This is a genomic window from Stenotrophomonas sp. IS26 (assembly GCF_054188265.1).
This window is the reverse complement of record NZ_JBSZJV010000018.1, coordinates 29,888-44,541: the sequence shown is the minus strand read 5'-3', so window position 1 is coordinate 44,541 and position 14,654 is coordinate 29,888. Positions and strand designations below refer to the sequence as shown.

Below are 14,654 nucleotides of genomic sequence, written 5' to 3'. Positions count from 1 at the left end.
CCCGGCATGCCGGGGCGTTCTGCGTTGGTGCGACAAAAAGCGATCAGTACTGCGCGGTGAGGGTGACCCCGGAGAAGGTCGAGTAGGCCTTCACCCGCACGTGCCAGGTGCCGGCCGCCGGTGAGGTGATCGTGCAGGTTTCGTTGTTGCCGCTGAGGTAGGGGCGGCAGGTGTAGACGGTGTCGGTCGGGGCGCTGCCGGAACGGATGTAGAGATCGGCATCGCCACTGCCGCCGGCGAGGGTGACCTTCAGCTGGCTGCGGCCGGACGGCACGGTCACGGTGTAGGCCAGCGACGCACCGCTGGCGGCGCCGAGGCCGGTGACCGGGACGTTGTTCTGCAGCACGTTACCGGTGCCCGGGTTCGGATTGGTCCCGCCCAGGGCGGCCGTCACCGCCGCGTCGGCATCGACGATGCCCGCGCCGCAGCCGCCGGAGCAGGCGCCCGGCAACGGCCGTGCGGTGCTCTTGAGCAGGCTTTCGATGGCCGCCGGGCTCAGCGCGGTGGGGGCGACGGACTGGATCAGCGCGACCACGCCGGCCACGTGCGGGGCCGCCATCGAAGTGCCGTTGTAGGAGGCATACGATGCGCTGCCCGGCACCGTGGTGCCGCTGTTGAGGGTGGAGAGGATGCCCTGCCCCGGGGCCGAGATGTCGATGCCGGTGCCGTAGTTGGAGAAGCTGGCGCGGGCGCCGGCCGAGGTCGTCGCGGCGACCGCGATGACGTTGGCGCAGTTGGCCGGCACCGAAGAGGACACGTTGGTATTGCTGTTGCCGGCCGCGACGACCACGGTAGTGCCGCGCGAGACGGCGCCGTTGATCGCGGTCTGGTAGGTGGTGGAGCAGCTGCCACCGCCGCCGAGCGACATGTTGATCACTTCGGCCGGGTTCGCGTTGGCCGGGACGCCACTGACGGTCCCGCCGGACGCCCAGACGATCGCATCGGCGATGTCGGAGGTGTAGCCGCCGCACTTGCCGAGCACGCGCACCGGAACCACCTTGGCGTTGAACGCGGTGCCGGCCACGCCGGTGCTGTTGTTGGTCACCGCCGCAACGGTGCCGGCCACATGCGTGCCGTGCCAGCTGGAATTGGAGGCCGGAATGCCCGCGCCACACTCGTTGGCGGCGTACCAGTCGCCTTCGTCGTTGGGGTTGTTGTCGCGGCCACCGCCGTCGCGCGCCATCGCCGCATCGCTGATGAAGTCATAGCCGGGCAGGATGTTGGCGTTGAGGTCGGGGTGGTTGGTGATGCCGGTGTCGATCACCGCGACCACCACGCCGGTGCCGGTGGCCTTGTCCCAGGCAGGGCGCACGTTGATCGAGGCGTTGCTGGTGCCGAAGCCCCACTGCTCGGAGAAGCGGGTGTCGTTGGGCACCAGGGTGGCCTGCATCAGCTGATCGACTTCGACGTATTCCACGCCCGGGTCGGCGGCCAGGCGACGCATCAGCAGCTCGGCTTCAGCACGGTCCAGTGGCCGGTCGGCCTTGACCACGGTCGGGCCGATCGCCAGCTGGCGCAGCTTCTGCAGGCCCAGCGCGCGGCCCTGGGCCGCCGGCACGGCGGCGGCGGCGGCCTTCAGCGAACTGGCCAGTGCGGTCGGGGTGGCGACCTCGCTGCTGCCATCCTTGTATTTCACGATGAAGCGCTGGTGGGTCGGCGCCGAGGACAGGCCGCTCAACTGCACATCGCCGGCGAACGCCGGCGTGGCCAGCAGCAGGGTCGACAGAACAGAGGCGCCCAGTACAACCAATGCACGCTGACGCAAACGGTGTTGCGAGACATGAGACATCGGATTTCCTTTCAGACAGTGAATGCCGTCGTCGCGGCTGAGAATCCAGGTCCGGTCCGGGGGCTGCTGAAGCGATGGCGCGGATCGGCCCGGTGAGTGAGTCGACGCTAATAGCTTGCTGGCGGATGAACAATGTTTCAGCCGTGCTTCCATGACATGAAATGTCGGATCTGTGACTTTCCGGGTCGAGGGTTTGTGAAAGTGAAGGGACGTCGGGGCTTCCAAGCGCTCCGAAGGCGTCACCGGATGTCCGAAATGGCTGTCTCCGCCGACAAAGGCCGGACAACGCTTGCGCATCAAGGACTTGCGCCATTGCCACCGCGGGACATTGAGTGTCGGCGGCGAACAGGCATCAAAAAACCCGCCTGTCACCAGGCGGGTTTTGATGCATCAGCGAGGATCCGCAAGGATCAGGTGTCCAGGCGGACCAGCCAGCCGTGACGGTCCGGCAGGCGACCGTACTGGATGTCGGTCAGCTCCTTGCGCAGTGACATCGTCACTTCGCCGGCCGGCGCGTTGAGGTCGCCCACCGAGAAGCCTTCGCCCTTGAGCTGGCCGATCGGGGTGACCACCGCCGCGGTGCCGCAGGCGAACGCTTCCACGATCTCGCCGGAGGTCACGCCGTCCTTCCACTCCTCCAGGGTGACCTTGCGCTCTTCGACCTTCATGCCGCGGTCGCGCGCCAGCTGCAGGATGCTTTCGCGGGTGATGCCTTCCAGGATGCTGCCCGACAGCGACGGCGTCACCAGGGTGCCGTCCTTGTAGACCAGGAACACGTTCATGCCACCCAGTTCTTCCAGGTACTTGCCCTCGACGGGATCCAGGAACAGCACCTGCGAGCAGCCCTGTGCCTGCGCCTTCTGCTGTGGCAGCAGCGAGGCGGCGTAGTTGCCACCGCACTTGGCCGCGCCGGTGCCGCCCTTGCCTGCGCGTGCGTAGTCGGTGGACAACCAGATCGCCACCGGGGCCACGCCCTTGGCGAAGTACGGGCCGGCCGGGCTGGCGATCACGTAGTAGCCGGCCTTGTGCGCGCCGCGCACGCCGAGGAAGGCTTCATCGCCGATCATGAAGGGACGGAAATACAGGCTGGATTCGTCGGCCGACGGCACCCAGCTGGCGTCCACGGCGATCATCTGCTTGAGCGATTCGACGAAGATATCCACCGGCAGTTCCGGCAGCGCCAGGCGCTGGGCCGAACGCTGCAGGCGGCGGCCGTTGGCCTCCGGGCGGAAGGTCCAGATCGAGCCGTCGGCGTGGCGGTAGGCCTTGATGCCTTCGAAGATCTCCTGGCCGTAATGCAGCACCGCGGCGGCCGGATCCAGCTGCAGCGGGCCGTACGGGCGCACCACGGCATCGTGCCAGCCGGTGTCCTTGTCCCAACGCACTTCCACCATGTGATCGGTGAAGTGCAGACCAAAACCGGGGGCGGCCAGGATGCGTTCACGCTCCTCGCTGCTGCGCGGCTGGGCGGAACGGGTGGTGTTGAAGCTCACGGAAGACTGGGACACCGGATATTTCCTGTTCTGGTTACGGGGAACGCCGTGACGCCGGCTGGCGATGGGCGGTTACAGCATGCCGGTTTCGAGCCGGGCGGCCTCGGACATCATGTGACGGCCCCACGGCGGGTCGAACACCAGCTCGACGTCGGCCTCGGCCACCGTCGGGATCATTTCCAGCTTGCTGCGCACGTCATCGACGAGGATCTCGCCCATGCCGCAGCCGGGCGCGGTCAGGGTCATCTTGATGTCGACCTCGCGCTGGCCATCGTCCAGGTGCTTGAGGTCCACTTCATAGACCAGGCCCAGATCGACGATGTTGAACGGGATTTCCGGATCGAAACAGGTGCGCAGCTGCTGCCACACCAGTTTTTCGACCTCCTCGTCGGAGGCATCGGCGGGCAGCTCCAGCGCCGGGGGCGCCTCCTTGCCGATGGCATCGCCATCCTTGCCGGCGATGCGGAACAGATTGCCTTCGACAAAGACGGTATAGCTGCCACCCAGGGCCTGGGTGATATAGCCATAGCTGCCAGCGGGCAGCGTGACCGTTTCGCCCTGCGGGACCATGACGGCCTCGCAGTCGCGTTCGAAGTGGACAGGTTCACTGCTACGGGAATACATGTGGATCGATATGGGGGTCGCGGCCAATTCCCGCAAGGCGACCATTTTAGCCCAGTGGCCGCCCACGCGCCGGTCACCGCGCAAGCCGGTATCCTGTGGGGACTTACAGGAAGATTGCATGTCGCCCACGTCCGTGCCTGTCCGGAGCCGCCACTGGCTCTGGCCCCCGCTGTTTCTGCTTGGTGTCGTCACGGCCGTGCTGGCCTGGTTGTTCATCGCCCTGCTCACCGGCCGCCAGGCCGGCTGGATGGCGGTTCTGGCGGCGTTGGAGATCGCCTTCATGCTGCGTCTGGGCACCCTGCGCGCCGGTACCGCCCGGGTGGTGCTGACCCTGCTGGCCACCGTGCTGGTGGCGCTGGCAGCCAACTGGGGGATCGCTTCGGCCTACCTCGGCGGCGCGATGGGGCTTACCCCGTGGGAATCAGCGTTGCGCATGGGGCCCTATCTGGCCTGGACCCTCAGCGGCCTGGCCAACGGCGCGGTCGAATGGCTGTGGCTGGGCGTGGCGCTGGTCGTGGGTTGGTGGGTGGCGAGGTAACGCCCCCTGCACGCTGCCGCCGAATGCCATCGGTAGTGGCGGCCCGCTGGCCGGCTCATGACGTCGGTACGGCCACGCGCTGGCATTCACGTATCGCATTGAGCCGGCCAGCGGCCGGCACTACCGCAGATCCGGTTTCGCCGTAAATCCGGTTTCGCCGCAGGTCCGGTGCTGCTGTAGGTCACGACCGTTGGTCGTGACCGTTGCCTCCCGCCTCAGTGCCCGCCGTCGAGCGCCTTGAGCTCACTGACCAGCGCGCTCGCCGCACCCGCACCATCGCCGTACAGCATGCGGGCGTTGTCGGCATAGAACAGCGCATTCTCGATGCCGGCAAACCCGGTACCCTTGCCGCGCTTGATCACCACCACGTTGCGGGCGTTGACCACGTCCAGGATCGGCATGCCGTAGATCGGGCTGGCGGGGTCGGTGCGCGCGACCGGATTGACCACGTCGTTGGCGCCGATCACCAGCACCACGTCGGTGTTCGGGAATTCCGGGTTGATGTCGTCCATGTCGGCGATCAGGTCGTAGGGCACGCCCGCTTCGGCCAGCAGCACGTTCATGTGCCCCGGCATGCGCCCGGCCACCGGGTGGATCGCGAACTTCACCTTGATGCCGCGATCGATCAACCGCTGCGCCAGCTCCCACACCTTGTGCTGCGCCTGGGCCACGGCCATACCGTAGCCGGGCACGATCACCACGCGCTCGGCGAAGGCCAGCATCGCAGCGACGTCGCTGGCCTCGATGGGCTTCTGCGCGCCGCTGTTCTCCTGCGCGACACCGCCGCCGCCGAAGTTGGAGAACAACACGCCGCTGATCGGGCGGTTCATCGCCTTGGCCATCAGGCGGGTCAGCAGGATGCCCGCCGCGCCGACCATCATGCCGGCGATGATCAGCGCCTCGTTGCCGAGCACATAGCCTTCGAAGGCCACGGCCAGGCCGGTGAAGGCGTTGTACAGCGAGATCACCACCGGCATGTCGGCGCCACCGATCGGCAGCGTCATCAGTACGCCCAGCGCGAGGGCGACCACGAAGAAGCTGATGATCGCCACCGGGCTCAGGGTGACCGCAGCCCAGATGCCCAGCACCACCATCGCCAGCGCGACCAGCAGGTTGAACACCTGCTGCCCCGGGAAGGTGACGCGGCGGTCGAGCCGACCATCGAGTTTGGCCCAGGCGATGATCGAGCCGGACAGCGACACCGCGCCGATCGCCGAACCGATCACGGCCAGCGCCAGCACCGTCGCCGACGGCTGGCGCGCGGCGAGGTCGGCCAGTGCCTGCTCGCTCCAGTGCGTGGTATCGCGGTTGGTCAGGAACGAGAAGCGCAGCAGTTCCACCGCACCGATCGCCGCCGCCGAGCCGCCGCCCATGCCGTTGTAGAGCGCCACCATCTGCGGCATGTCGGTGATCGCCACGCGCTTGGCCGACCACCACGCCACGCCGGTGCCGATCGCCACCGCCGCCAGGATCAGCGGGATGTTGTGCAGCTCGGGCAGGAAGAACGTCGCCACCGTGGCGATCAGCATGCCCAGCCCGGCCCAGCGGATGCCGCTGCGCGCGGTCATCGGCGAGGCCATGCGCTGCAGGCCCAGCAGGAACAGGGTGGCGGCCACCAGATAGCTCACCTGGACCAGCCACTGCAGCAATTGCGCGGTGGTCACGTTCAAGGCGTCTTCTCCCCGGCGTCGCGCTTGGCGCTGGGCTTGAACATGTCGAGCATGCGTTCGGTCACCACGTAGCCACCGGCCGCATTGCCCGCGCCGAGCACCACCGCGATGAAGCCGATGATCTTCTCCAGCGGGGTCTGCGCATGCCCCAGCACCACCATCGCGCCGATCAGCACGATGCCGTGGATGAAGTTGGAGCCGGACATCAACGGGGTATGCAGGATCACCGGCACCCGCGAAATAATCACGTGGCCGGCAATGGCGGCCAGCATGAAGATATACAACGCCACGAACCCGTCGCTCATTGCAGTCACTCTCCCAGGCGGTCATCCCGTCCCCTGCATCATAACCATGCGCTGAACCAATCGGGCGGGCCGGTCAACCGCGGCCGCCCTGGGGCGTTCTCACGGTATCCCCCTGCCGGACCGCTACCCTGTGCTGGTGAGCTCTCCCCTACCGTCGACGGATGCCGACCTGCCCGCCACTGCCGAGGTGGCGCTGCCGGTGTCGCTGGATGCCTTCCTGGCCGGCATCGGCCCGCGCGCGTTCCGCTTCGCCGAGGCCGGCCTGCGCCAGCGCGAGGACGCGCTGGATGCGGTGCAGGACAGCATGCTGAAGATGCTCGGCTACCGCGACAAACCTGCCGCCGAGTGGGCACCGCTGTTCTGGAGCATCCTGCGCCGCCGCGTCGTGGATCTGCAGCGCCGCCGTGGCTTCCGCCTCAAGTTCTGGCGCAGCAGCGACGAGGCCGGCGGCGAGCATGACATCGACTGGGCCGACCACGCGCCCGGCCCGGCCCAGGCCCATGAGCAGCGCGATCAGTACGCACAACTGGTGCAGGCGCTGCGGGAGCTGCCCGCGCGCCAGCGCGAGGCCTTCACCCTGCGCGTGCTGCAGGACCTGGACGGCGCCACCACGGCCAAGGCCATGGGCTGCAGCGAAGGCGCGGTCAAAACCCATCTTTCGCGCGCCCGCCAGGCGCTGCAGCAGTCTTTGGAGATCGCCCTGTGAACCGCCCACTGCCCCCTTCGATGCATGACGATGCCGCCCTGCGGCAGCTGCATGCGCAGGCGCTGGATACGCTCTCGCCGGCCACGCTGGCGCGGTTGCGCAGCGCGCGCCATGCGGCCTCGCCGGCCAAGCGGCATGCGCCGTCCTGGTGGATGGCCACCGCCTGTTCGGCGGTGGTCGCGCTCGCGTTGGGCTACAGTTTCCTCCTCGGCGAAGCGACCGCCCCGCCGGCACCGGTGGTGGCGAGCGCGGCCGATGACGGCAGCGACGTTCTCGACGAAAATCCCGATCTGTATGTGTGGCTGGGCAGTACCGACCTGGCAATGGAGTGATGATGAAACTGCGACTGTCCCTGGGGCTGATGTTGCTGACGCTGAGTGCGGCCGGCTGGGCGCAGACCGCCCCGCTGCCGGACTGGGACACACTCAGCCCGCAGCAGCGCGAAGCGTTGATCGCGCCCGTGCGTGACCGCTGGAACGACGCGCCGGCGCCGCAACGCGAGCGCATGCTGCAGCACGGCCAGCGCTGGCTGACCATGACCCCGGAGCAGCGCGCGCAGGCGCACCGGGGCCGCCATCGCTTCGAGAACATGACGCCGGAGCAGCGCGAGCAGGCGCGCGCACTGTTCGGCCAGATGCGCAGCATGACCCCGGAGCAGCGGCAGGCGCTGCGCGACCGCTGGGCCCGGATGACCCCGGACGAACGCAAGGCCTGGCTCAAGGCCAACCCTGCACCGCCGCCGCCGAAGCGCTGAGCGTTAACGGGGACCGTTAACGGGGACGGAGGGGATTATTAACTACCTCCGTCCCTGTTATTTCAGGCGGCGACCCAGCGGGTTTTGGCGAGCAGTTCGTCGTCCCAGTCGAAGGTGACCGCGCCGTCTTTCAGGAACAGCGCAACGAAGTTGTAAACGTTGCGGGCGTACATCTCGCTGGCATGCACTGCGCCCTGGCTGGCCAGGTTGAGCGGGCCATCGATGAGCACGCCGTCCAGATCCACTACCTCGCCCGGTTGGGTGGCTTCGCAGTTGCCGCCGGTTTCGGCGGCGAGGTCGACGATCACGCTGCCCGGCTTCATCCCCCGCGCCATCGCGGTACTGACGATTTTCGGCGCTGGCCGCCCAGGCACCGCCGCGGTGCAGATCACCACGTCCACGGTGCGCAGGTGCTCGCCAAGGCGACGCTGCTGCTCGGCACGCTCTTCATCGGTCAACGGCCGCGCGTAGCCACCTTCGCCGACCGCGCTCACGCCCAGATCCAGGAATTTGCCGCCCAGCGATTCGATCTGCTCGCGGGTTTCCGGGCGCACATCGAAGCCTTCCACCTGCGCACCAAGACGACGGGCGGTAGCAATCGCCTGCAGGCCGGCCACACCGGCACCGACCACCAGCACCTTGGAAGGACGGATCGTGCCGGCGGCGGTGGTGAGCATCGGGAAGAAGCGCGGCGCGCGCTGGGCCGCGATCAGGGTGGCCTTGTAACCGGCCATGCCGGCCTGCGAACTGAGGACATCCATCGATTGGGCGCGCGTGGTGCGCGGCAGACGCTCCAGCGGGAACGCCTGCAGGCCACGTGACTGGATCAGGCCGGCACGTTCGGCATCGGCCTGTGGGTGCAGCATGCCGATCAGGCTGGCACCGGACTTCAACCGGGCAAGGCGGTCATTGGACGGTGGCTGCACGCACAGCACGATGTCGGCCTGGGCCAGGCGGGTGTCATCGGCGGGCTGGGCGCCCACGTCCTGATAGACCGCATCAGGGAAGCCCGCCGCCAGCCCGGCACCGGGTTCGAATGCGACGCTCGCCCCCAGCGCGATCAACTTGCGCGCCGTTTCCGGCGTCATCGCCACGCGCCGTTCCCCCGGCGCATGTTCCTTTACCACCAACACCTCGACAGCCATGCCTGTCCCCGACGATCAGCGGAATGTGGGCTGATCGTAACCTGATCGTCCGGCCAGAGTGGCCCCGGGGTCAATGCACGGTGGCGTTCTTGGTATCCAGGCGATCGATCACGCCCTGCATGGCACTGTCGAAGGCGCCATCGTCGATGTGCGCGCGCAGGCGGCCCAGGCGCACCATCACGGCCAGTTCTTCCGGCGAGGCGACGCAGAACCGCACCCCGCGCCGGTTGACGAACAGCAGGCGCTGCGAAATCGGGCTCACCCAGGACAGCTTGCCGGCCTGGACCTTGCCGTCCTTGTCGACGAAATCCAGCCAGCTGCCGATCTCCAGGCCGCGGAAGCGGTCGGCATCGGCATTGTCGAAATCGCTGACATCCACCTTGCTGCCCAGCTGCACCGCCGCCGATTCCTGCGCCGGCGGCGAAGGCAACGCCACCTGCGGCAGCTCGGGCAGCGCGCGCTCCAGTTCGGGGCGCGATTCGGCGATGCCCTGCAGGGTGTCGTGCAGCGCGTCGATGGCACTGGTGGCCGCGTCGGCATGCACACCGACACTGGCGAAGACCTTGCGCAGCGCGGGGTGCCAGGCCTGCAGCCACGGCTTGCCGACGATATGCCGGCGCGCCTCGGCCACCTCATCCAGCATCCCATCGGCCAGGCCCAGTGCCTCACCGACCGAGGCGCCGTCTTCGCCTTCGCGCAGCACGGTCAGGGTCAGGTGGTGCTGCCAGGGCTGGCGCAGGAATTCACCGATCGCCTGCGGCAAGGTGGTGTCGCCAATCCGCCGGTCCAGCTCGGTGCTGGCCCGCTGGCGCGCCATTTCGAGCTTTTCCTGGCCGCGCTGGGTCTCGGCGGCACGGCGCTCGGCGATCTCGATCCGGCGCCGGTGCTGGGTCAGGAACTCGCGGAATTCTTCTTCCAGGGTCAGGAAGATCGCCAGGTTCTCGTTGAACTCGGCCACCAGGCGCTCGATGATCTCCTCGACCTTGCCCATCAGCACGCGCTCGGCCTGGCTTTCGCCGGTGTTGCCTTCGCAGGCCTCGGCCAGCGAGTTGAGCAGCTTGCGCGCCGGGTGGGTCTTCTGCACGAACATGCGGCGGTCGAGCATGGCCACCTTGACGAAGGGCACCACCAGCCGGCCGATCAGCTCGCGCGAGCGGCCCTCCAGGTCGCGCTCATCGAGCATCACGTCGAACAGCATGCCGACCAGATCGATCGCGTCTTCATCCTGCGGGTCCAGCCGCGCCTGCGCGGGATCGACCCCGAGCCGGGTCGCGCCGGACAGCACTTCACTCTTCAACCGCTGTGCCAGCGACTCACCGTCTTCACCGATCGCCGCGCGCAGGGTCGCACTGGGCGTGGCCTGCAGCAGCGACAGCACCGACATCATTTCGCGCTGGCTCAGCGGGCGTTGCTGGCCGACCGCGACGCTGGCCGCCGAGGTGGCGTCCTCGCGTACATGACGGGTCTGCTGCAGCAGTTCGTGCAGGGCATCAAGCAGCATGCCCTGGTTGCCGCCGAGGCTGTCACCGCCCTCGCCCGGGCCTTCATGTGCTGCATGCGGTCCGCCCTGGAGGCGGCCACGGCTCTCGGCCCAGCGGTCGGCGAAGCGACGGGCCCAGGCCGGTGCCTGGCCCTCTTCGCCCGCCGATCCCATGCTGCTCTCGGGCTCAAAACCCTCGAAGGCATCGCGGTCCTCGCGCGGCGGCGAGGGCGCGCGCGCGGCAGGCCGGCGCGCGGCCATCTGCGGCATCACGCCCGCTGCGGCCAATTGTTCATCCAGGTACTCGTAACGCTTGCCGATCGGCTGCTGCAGATCGCGCTCGCACAACTTGATGAGCACCAGCCGCACTTCCGGGGCCAATTCACAATCGGCGAAAGCCTCGTGGATCGCCACACCGAGGTGCTCGGGGCTGATCGGATTGGTATCGGCCTGCAGTTCCAGCCCCCCGGCGATCATGCCCAGGCGGCGGTCCAGACGCGACAGTACCGGCTTGAAGTCACGCAGCAGCACGGTGGCGAAATTGCGCACCGCCAGCCGGGACTCCAGCACGTGTTCGGGCACCAGGCTCAGGCCATCCTCGATCTGGCCGGCCAGGGTGGCCTCGGCAGACAGCGGCTCGCCCCGCTCCAGCGCCTCCCAGGCCTGGGCCAGGTGGGCGCGGAAGCCAGCCACGATGTCGTCCCGGCGGCGGCGCAGCTCGCGCATGCCATCCAGGAACAGCAACTGCGACGCGCCGGCGGTACCGGCACGGTCAAACAGCACGTCATCGAAGCGCGCCAGCACCGTCGAGAACGACTCGACCAGCCCCGGCAGCACGGCCTCACGGGCCATCGTCAACAACGCCGGGTCACGGCCCGGGTGCCCCCCTACATTGGGCGTGGCAATCATGCGAAAAGGCTCCCCACCCTCGCAGGCACTGAGTACAACATGGATACAACGAACGCCGGCGCACCCCATGCGCCCACGTTCGGATGGTAGGCCGGCCGACCGGTCAGAGACAGTGAAACAGTCGACACTTTAAACCTCGTTACCGGTGGCCCGGCAGGCTTTGTATCGTAAGCGGAGCAGGCCGTGGAAGCGAGTACAGCCACGTGAAGGAAGTCCGCTGATTAGGTGATGTTCATCACGTTTTGTCGCAAATTGCACCGAGATCGCCCAAGGCCGTGTCACAAACGGGCGCGACTATAATCGGGGCACCGTGAAGCCAGATTGAGAGCCCATGTCCGTCCCCCCCGCTCTGCACGCCCTGGACGCCCGCCGTTCGGTCCCCGCCAAGCAACTGGGTGAACCCGGGCCCGACCCGGTGACCCTGATGCGGATGGTGAGCTCGGCCGTACGCGTGCCGGACCACGGCAAGCTGGTGCCGTACCGCTTCCTGCGGATTGCCGGCGATGCACGTCACAGTCTGGGCGCCTTCCTGGCCCAGCGCGCCGTCCAGCGCGACCCCCAGGTCTCACCGGCCCAGTTGGACAAAGACCGCCAACGCTTCTCCCACGCCCCGCTGATCATCACCGTCATCGCCAGCCCGCGCCCGAACCCCAAGGTGCCGGAGGCCGAGCAGCTGATGACCGCCGGCTGCGTCTGCTTCGCCCTGCTGCAGGCCGCGCAGGCGTTTGGCTTCGGCGCGCAGTGGCTGACCGCCTGGATGGCCTTCGACCCGGCGGTGCACGCCCACCTGGGCCTGGCCGAGGGTGAGCAGATCGCCGGCTTCATCCATATCGGCACGCCGAAGACCGCGGTCCCCGAACGCGAGCGCCCCGACCCGGCCGCGCTGCTGCAGGACTGGGAGGGCTGAGATGTCCGCCCTTCCCGCCGGCCCCGGCATGGCGCCCCCGCCGCTGCGTGCGCCGCTGTACCTGGTCGATGCCAGTCTGTACGTGTTCCGCGCGTGGCATTCGATGCCCGATGAGTTCCAGGATCAGCAGGGCTGGCCGACCAATGCCGTGCACGGCTTCGCGCGCTTCCTGCTCGACCTGCTCGAGCGCGAACGCCCCGCCAACATCGCCATCGCCTTCGATGAAGCGCTGGACAGCTGCTTCCGGCACCGGATCTACGCGGCCTACAAGGCCAACCGCGATCCCGCGCCGGACGCGCTGCGCCGCCAGTTCGCCCACTGCAAGGCGCTGTGCACCGCGCTCGGCCTGGCGGTGCTGGCCCACCACGAGTACGAGGCCGATGACCTGATCGGCAGCGCCCTGCATGCACGCCGCGATGCCGGCATGCGCGGGGTGATCATCTCCGCCGACAAGGATCTGTCGCAGTTGCTGTTCGAGCATGACGAACAGTGGGATTACGCGCGCAACCAGCGCTGGGGCATGGCCGGTGTCAAAGCCCGCCACGGCGTGCATGCGCACCAGATCGCCGATTACCTGGCCCTGTGCGGTGATGCGGTCGACAACATCCCGGGCGTGACCGGGGTGGGGGCTAAATCCGCTGCGGTGCTGCTGGCCCATTTCGGCAGCCTGGACGTGCTGTACGAGCGCCTGGATGAAGTGCCCTTCCTGCGCCTGCGCGGCGCGGCGCAGATGGCAGTGCGACTGCGCGAACAGCGCGAGCATGCGCTGCTGTGGCGCCAGCTGACCACCATCGCGCTGGATGCGCCGCTGGACGGTGCCGCCGTCGATTTCAGCCGGGGCGTGGCCGATGCACAGATGCTGCAGGGCCTGTGCGATGCACTGCGGTTCGGGCCGTTGACCCGCCGCCGCCTGTTCACCGCCGCCGGCCTGTCCGATTCCTCTTCCGTTGCCAGCGAGTTCGCATGAGCCCCAATACGCAAGCCCCGAAGGTCGTTTTTGAAGGCAAGTACCAGCGCATGGTGGTGCGCGGCACGTGGGAGTACAGCGAGCGCACCCACGCCGGCGGCCTGGCCGCGATCATCATCGCAGTCACCCCGGACGACACGGTGCTGTTCGTCGAACAGTTCCGCGTGCCGCTGCAGGCCAGGACCATCGAAATGCCGGCCGGCCTGGTCGGCGACATCGATGCCGGCGAGTCGATCGAGGTCTCGGCCGTGCGCGAGCTGGAGGAAGAAACCGGCTGGACCGCCGATCACGCCGAGGTGCTGATGATCGGCCCGACCTCCTCCGGTGCCAGCAGCGAAAAAATCGCCTTCGTGCGTGCCACCGGCCTGCGCAAGGTCGGTGAGGGCGGTGGCGATGCCAGCGAAGACATCACCGTGCACGCGATTCCGCGCACCCGCGCCGCCGCCTGGCTGGTCGAGAAGATGGGCCAGGGCTATGAGCTGGACGCCAAGCTGTGGGCCGGCCTGTGGATGATCGAACATCACCTGGACGGCACCCCGCGTGGCTGATGCGTTCACCCCTCCGCACACCGGTGCATCACTGCTGGGGCCGGCCGACCCGGCGCCGTTCACCGTGCATCAGGCGCGGGGCCGCTCGTCCTATCTGCTGATCGCCGACCATGCCGGCCAGCAGGTGCCGGCGTCACTGGCCGGCCTCGGCCTGCCGCAGCACGAGCTGGACCGCCACATCGGCTGGGACATCGGCATCGCCGGGGTCACGGTTGAACTGGCGCGCCTGCTCGATGCGTGGGCGATCACGCAGACCTACTCGCGGCTGGTGATCGATTGCAACCGGCCGTTGGCCTCGCCCACGCTGATGCCGGCGGTCAGTGACCTCACCGTCGTACCCGGCAACCAGCGCCTGTCAGCGCTGCAGCGCCAGCAGCGGATCGAGGCGATCCATGCGCCCTACCATGCACGCATCGATGCCGAGCTTGACACCCGCCAGGCGCAGGCCCGGCCGACGTTGCTGGTGATGATGCACAGCTTCACCCCGGCGATGAATGATGCCGCGCGGCCCTGGCATGCCGGCGTGCTGTACCACCGGGACACGCGCTTTGCGCTTGCGCTGCTGCAGGCGCTGCGCGAGGAAGGCGACCTCGTGGTGGGTGACAACCAGCCCTACGCGGTCAGCAGCACCAGCGACTATGCTGTGCCGGTGCATGGCGAAGGCCGCGGGCTGGTGCACGTGGAGCTGGAGATCCGCCAGGACCTGATTGCCGATGCCGCCGGCCAGTTGGCCTGGGCGCAGCGCTTGTCCCGCATCTTCACCGCCCTGCAGCCGCAGCTGGTCGCCTTGCCGCCTGGGTGATGCCGGCCCTCAGCCGG

The 14,654-nt window shown here is 68.1% G+C and carries 15 protein-coding genes; 8 read left to right on the top strand and 7 right to left on the bottom strand.

Annotated features, from left to right (window positions below; translation table 11 throughout):
• Nucleotides 1-43: 43 nt before the first annotated feature.
• The 3 genes from ACW6W5_RS14495 to sufT all read right to left on the bottom strand — a co-directional run bounded on the left by ACW6W5_RS14495 (nucleotide 44) and on the right by sufT (nucleotide 3,906).
• On the bottom strand, nucleotides 44-1,789 hold the full coding sequence (locus ACW6W5_RS14495; protein WP_193222853.1) for a S8 family peptidase: 1,746 nt from the start codon (nucleotides 1,787-1,789) through the stop codon (nucleotides 44-46).
• A gap of 410 nt (nucleotides 1,790-2,199) precedes the next feature.
• Nucleotides 2,200-3,297: a branched-chain amino acid aminotransferase gene (locus tag ACW6W5_RS14490; protein WP_152153914.1), complete on the bottom strand. Its 1,098-nt coding sequence runs from the start codon at nucleotides 3,295-3,297 to the stop codon at nucleotides 2,200-2,202.
• A 57-nt stretch (nucleotides 3,298-3,354) separates the two neighbouring features.
• Nucleotides 3,355-3,906: a putative Fe-S cluster assembly protein SufT gene (gene sufT, locus ACW6W5_RS14485; RefSeq protein WP_019182393.1), complete on the bottom strand. Its 552-nt coding sequence runs from the start codon at nucleotides 3,904-3,906 to the stop codon at nucleotides 3,355-3,357.
• Between the two features lie 118 nt (nucleotides 3,907-4,024).
• Between sufT and ACW6W5_RS14480 the strand changes: the two genes are divergently transcribed.
• The gene (locus tag ACW6W5_RS14480) at nucleotides 4,025-4,444 is read left to right on the top strand and encodes a hypothetical protein (RefSeq protein ID WP_121044590.1); all 420 of its coding nucleotides are present in this window, start codon (nucleotides 4,025-4,027) and stop codon (nucleotides 4,442-4,444) included.
• A gap of 215 nt (nucleotides 4,445-4,659) precedes the next feature.
• On the opposite strand, the gene ACW6W5_RS14475 is transcribed toward ACW6W5_RS14480, so the two are convergent.
• Together ACW6W5_RS14475 and ACW6W5_RS14470 are read right to left on the bottom strand one after the other, a co-directional pair.
• On the bottom strand, nucleotides 4,660-6,114 hold the full coding sequence (locus tag ACW6W5_RS14475) for an NAD(P)(+) transhydrogenase (Re/Si-specific) subunit beta (protein ID WP_152153912.1): 1,455 nt from the start codon (nucleotides 6,112-6,114) through the stop codon (nucleotides 4,660-4,662).
• Complete coding sequence (locus tag ACW6W5_RS14470; protein WP_121044596.1) at nucleotides 6,111-6,419, bottom strand: NAD(P) transhydrogenase subunit alpha part 2; 309 nt, start codon at nucleotides 6,417-6,419, stop codon at nucleotides 6,111-6,113. The genes ACW6W5_RS14475 and ACW6W5_RS14470 overlap by 4 nt, the downstream gene beginning before the upstream one ends.
• 130 nt (nucleotides 6,420-6,549) lie before the next feature.
• Between ACW6W5_RS14470 and ACW6W5_RS14465 the strand changes: the two genes are divergently transcribed.
• Genes ACW6W5_RS14465 through ACW6W5_RS14455 form a run of 3 tightly spaced genes read left to right on the top strand, consistent with a single transcriptional unit; the run spans nucleotide 6,550 to nucleotide 7,879 of the window.
• On the top strand, nucleotides 6,550-7,125 hold the full coding sequence (locus ACW6W5_RS14465; RefSeq protein WP_121044599.1) for an RNA polymerase sigma factor: 576 nt from the start codon (nucleotides 6,550-6,552) through the stop codon (nucleotides 7,123-7,125).
• The gene (locus ACW6W5_RS14460; RefSeq protein WP_428999845.1) at nucleotides 7,122-7,457 is read left to right on the top strand and encodes a hypothetical protein; all 336 of its coding nucleotides are present in this window, start codon (nucleotides 7,122-7,124) and stop codon (nucleotides 7,455-7,457) included. Before ACW6W5_RS14465 ends, ACW6W5_RS14460 begins: the two co-directional genes overlap by 4 nt.
• Complete coding sequence (locus ACW6W5_RS14455; RefSeq protein WP_152153910.1) at nucleotides 7,457-7,879, top strand: DUF3106 domain-containing protein; 423 nt, start codon at nucleotides 7,457-7,459, stop codon at nucleotides 7,877-7,879. Before ACW6W5_RS14460 ends, ACW6W5_RS14455 begins: the two co-directional genes overlap by 1 nt.
• A gap of 62 nt (nucleotides 7,880-7,941) precedes the next feature.
• On the opposite strand, the gene ACW6W5_RS14450 is transcribed toward ACW6W5_RS14455, so the two are convergent.
• Together ACW6W5_RS14450 and ACW6W5_RS14445 are read right to left on the bottom strand one after the other, a co-directional pair.
• Entirely contained in the window at nucleotides 7,942-9,024 is a 1,083-nt protein-coding gene (locus ACW6W5_RS14450; protein WP_152153908.1) for an NAD(P) transhydrogenase subunit alpha, read from the bottom strand.
• 70 nt (nucleotides 9,025-9,094) lie between these two features.
• Entirely contained in the window at nucleotides 9,095-11,413 is a 2,319-nt protein-coding gene (locus ACW6W5_RS14445; protein WP_152153906.1) for a DUF1631 domain-containing protein, read from the bottom strand.
• A gap of 331 nt (nucleotides 11,414-11,744) precedes the next feature.
• Here ACW6W5_RS14445 and ACW6W5_RS14440 point away from each other — a divergent pair, with 331 nt between their 5' ends.
• Genes ACW6W5_RS14440 through ACW6W5_RS14425 form a run of 4 tightly spaced genes read left to right on the top strand, consistent with a single transcriptional unit; the run spans nucleotide 11,745 to nucleotide 14,637 of the window.
• Complete coding sequence (locus ACW6W5_RS14440) at nucleotides 11,745-12,320, top strand: nitroreductase family protein (protein ID WP_152153904.1); 576 nt, start codon at nucleotides 11,745-11,747, stop codon at nucleotides 12,318-12,320.
• 1 nt (nucleotide 12,321) lies between these two features.
• A complete protein-coding gene (locus ACW6W5_RS14435) occupies nucleotides 12,322-13,287 on the top strand; it encodes a 5'-3' exonuclease (RefSeq protein ID WP_226956695.1) in 966 nt (321 codons plus the stop codon).
• Nucleotides 13,284-13,835 carry an NUDIX hydrolase gene (locus ACW6W5_RS14430; RefSeq protein ID WP_121044619.1) on the top strand — a complete coding sequence of 184 codons (552 nt, stop codon included), beginning with the start codon at nucleotides 13,284-13,286 and terminating at the stop codon, nucleotides 13,833-13,835. The genes ACW6W5_RS14435 and ACW6W5_RS14430 overlap by 4 nt, the downstream gene beginning before the upstream one ends.
• Nucleotides 13,828-14,637: an N-formylglutamate amidohydrolase gene (locus ACW6W5_RS14425; RefSeq protein ID WP_152153902.1), complete on the top strand. Its 810-nt coding sequence runs from the start codon at nucleotides 13,828-13,830 to the stop codon at nucleotides 14,635-14,637. Before ACW6W5_RS14430 ends, ACW6W5_RS14425 begins: the two co-directional genes overlap by 8 nt.
• Nucleotides 14,638-14,654 lie beyond the last annotated feature (17 nt).